At 59.3% G+C, this 836-nt stretch carries 1 protein-coding gene; it reads right to left on the reverse strand.

Going from position 1 to position 836, the window contains the following annotated elements; all coding sequences use genetic code 11:
• On the reverse strand, nt 1–836 hold an 836-nt coding region (locus BA899_RS01805; protein WP_200833028.1), incomplete at both ends, for a cadherin-like domain-containing protein.

An 836-nucleotide genomic window follows, 5' to 3' on the forward strand; every position in this document is an offset into this window, starting at 1 on the left:
TCGGCAGCGTGGCAATCACGACCGAGTCAAACGCATCCGAGTCAGCGGTATCACTGAAGCCAAAGTCCGAGGCCTGGAGCGTATAGGTCGCATCCTCATTAACCGTGACCGTTTTATCGGTACCGGAGGGCGCATCATTCACCGACGTGACATCAACCGTGAGCGTGTTCGCGCTCTGGTCGGTGTCCTCACCGCCGTTGCCAGTGCCACCGTCATCGACCACCTGGAAGTCAAAGCTCGCATAGCCCGAGCCGTTGGCATCGGCAGCCGGGGTAAAGGTGAGATCGCCACTGCTGATCGCCGCAACTGTGATCGAATCCCCCGAACTCACCGCGCTCCCATCAAGCTTGAGCGAACCAGCACTCGGCAGCGTGGCAATCACGACCGAGTCAAACGCATCCGAGTCAGCGGTATCACTGAAGCCAAAGTCCGAGGCCTGGAGCGTATAGGTCGCATCCTCATTAACCGTGACCGTTTTATCGGTACCGGAGGGCGCATCATTCACCGACGTGACATCAACCGTGAGCGTGTTCGCGCTCTGGTCGGTGTCCTCACCGCCGTTGCCAGTGCCACCGTCATCGACCACCTGGAAGTCAAAGCTCGCATAGCCCGAGCCGTTGGCATCGGCAGCCGGGGTAAAGGTGAGATCGCCACTGCTGATCGCCGCAACTGTGATCGAATCCCCCGAACTCACCGCGCTCCCATCAAGCTTGAGCGAACCAGCACTCGGCAGCGTGGCAATCACGACCGAGGCAAACGCATCCGAGTCAGCGGTATCACTAAAGCCAAAGTCCGAGGCCTGGAGCGTATAGGTCGCATCCTCATTAACCGTAACC

The organism is Spiribacter sp. SSL99 (assembly GCF_009805925.1).
Lineage (GTDB): Bacteria > Pseudomonadota > Gammaproteobacteria > Nitrococcales > Nitrococcaceae > Spiribacter > Spiribacter roseus.